Origin of the sequence: Bartonella silvatica (assembly GCF_040545155.1) — a bacterium.
In the GTDB taxonomy this organism is placed as follows: domain Bacteria; phylum Pseudomonadota; class Alphaproteobacteria; order Rhizobiales; family Rhizobiaceae; genus Bartonella; species Bartonella silvatica.
In genome coordinates this window covers 1-1,738 of the sequence record NZ_JBEPLI010000066.1, presented here as the reverse complement: position 1 = coordinate 1,738, position 1,738 = coordinate 1, and the positions used below count along the sequence as shown (strand labels likewise).

The 1,738-nt window shown below is 42.8% G+C and carries 2 protein-coding genes and 1 pseudogene; all 3 read left to right on the top strand.

The genetic code is table 11. The features are described from left to right. Positions 1 to 285 (top strand): annotated as a pseudogene (locus tag ABID23_RS07900) (phage tail protein); the annotation flags it as partial. A gap of 7 nt (positions 286 to 292) precedes the next feature. After that, positions 293 to 1,426 carry a gene transfer agent tail collar protein BgtC gene (gene bgtC / locus ABID23_RS07895; protein ID WP_354190943.1) on the top strand — a complete coding sequence of 378 codons (1,134 nt, stop codon included), beginning with the start codon at positions 293 to 295 and terminating at the stop codon, positions 1,424 to 1,426. Positions 1,427 to 1,435: 9 nt separating this feature from the next. Then, positions 1,436 to 1,669, top strand: coding sequence for a hypothetical protein (locus ABID23_RS07890; RefSeq protein ID WP_354190941.1), 234 nt, complete (start codon positions 1,436 to 1,438; stop codon positions 1,667 to 1,669). Positions 1,670 to 1,738: the final 69 nt, after the last annotated feature.

Below are 1,738 nucleotides of genomic sequence, written 5' to 3'. Positions count from 1 at the left end.
AGAAAGCATGATCATAGTGGTCAAACCTTTACGATTTTTAATGCTGAAAATCAGGAGGAGAGTTGGCATGGTGATATGACGATCATCTGGGGGTATATGCTTAATGACCAGCAAAGGTTGAAGCTCGCCGAACGTTTGGGCGTGAGAGCAGAGGATATACGGGTTCATCATAAGCTCGCCTTTCCCCATACTCACATTCATATGCGTGATGTTTCAGTAGCAAGTTTTGGAGAACATGAGACGCGCCCAATTAATATGAGTGTTGTGTTTGCGATTAAGACGTGAGGTTTAAATGTCGACGATTTATGATTGGTCTTTAAGTGCACCCGAGAATGGAGGTGCAGATGATCTGATTAATTGGTCAGAAGGACAACATCCGAACACAGTCAACAACAGCGCTCGTGGTATGATGCAACGTGTGTGTGAGTATTTATCGGATATGGGGGGTGTGATTGAAGCGGTTGTTACAGTTGATAGTGAACACCAGACAACGTTGATAAGCCTTGAAAGTAAAATGGCATTTTTAGCGTATAAGAATGGGATATCGCTTTGTTTTAAAGTGAAGGGTAAGAATGTTGGGGCGACAATGATTGCGTTGAATAATTTAGCCGCTCAACCTGTTTATAAGGCAACAGACACCGGTTTATTAGCTTTATCGGGAGGAGAGTTACAAAATGACTGTTTGTATACGATTGTGTATGATGAAGCTCTCACGGGTTGGCAAGTTCTCAATCCCACAAGGGAAAAAGTTACTTCCTTAAAACGTTTACCGTCAGGTCTGATAGGACCTTTTGCAATGGAACGCTTGCCGGATGATTGGTTAGCATGTGATGGGAAGGCTTATCCGCGGCTTGTCTATTGGGATTTATTTTGTGCGATAGGAACGACGTGGGGAGAAGGAGATGGCGTTTTGACGTTTAATGTTCCAGATTTACGGGGGATGTTTTTACGAGGACTGGACTATGAACGCAATTTAGACCCTTGGCGTTCTTTTGCAAGTCAGCAATTGTTTTCTTTGAAAGGGCATGAACATTTTATCGGTCCCGCCTCTTCTGATGGTGGTTCTTCACGGAAAAGACGGGATATTTCTTCTACTGAATCTTCTTTGAAAAGGCGCAAGAGATCAAATGATGAAGAATGTGTAGGTTTGAGTGGTGATAGCTTAGAGGAATGTAATCAAGAATTTGACCAAATAGCAGGAAGTTCACAGGTAGAGACTCCCTTTTGGTTTACAGAAAAAGACAAGCCGCCGCGTTTACCTTGGTTTATCAGAAGCCCTTTTGCTAATTTTTTATATCATTCGACGCCGATCAAAGAGGGCGTTCATGACCAAGCGCATCATGAGCATCATCTCATGGCAGAGAGGGTTGGTGGTGTTGAAACGCGCCCGGTTAATGTGAGTGTAATTTATGGGATCAAGACATGAGGAGTTGAAATGTCATTAAAACCGTTTGCGATATCAGAGCTTAGCGACCCGTCTCAAGTACGGGTCGTTTTGTATTCGGGGGGAGGTTTTGTTCACGCACCGCTTCATGGTGTTTTTGATTTACTGAAGACAGCATTGAAAACAGAGCTTGATGTTTCTGTTAAAGATTTAGAGAAGCGCTTAGAGTCTTTGAGAGAAGAGCTTGAGGACTTGAAAGAGTGTTCATTAGATGAAGCCCTTTGAATGATGTAAGGACAAAAGCATATGAAGATACCTGATCATAGTCATGAATATTTGATACCGGTAGCAACG

Bases quoted from the DNA above. Each gene is read 5' to 3' on its own strand.
- ABID23_RS07890 (WP_354190941.1), top strand. From the start codon at position 1,436: ATGTCATTAAAACCGTTTGCGATATCAGAGCTTAGCGACCCGTCTCAA.
- bgtC (WP_354190943.1), top strand. From the start codon at position 293: ATGTCGACGATTTATGATTGGTCTTTAAGTGCACCCGAGAATGGAGGT.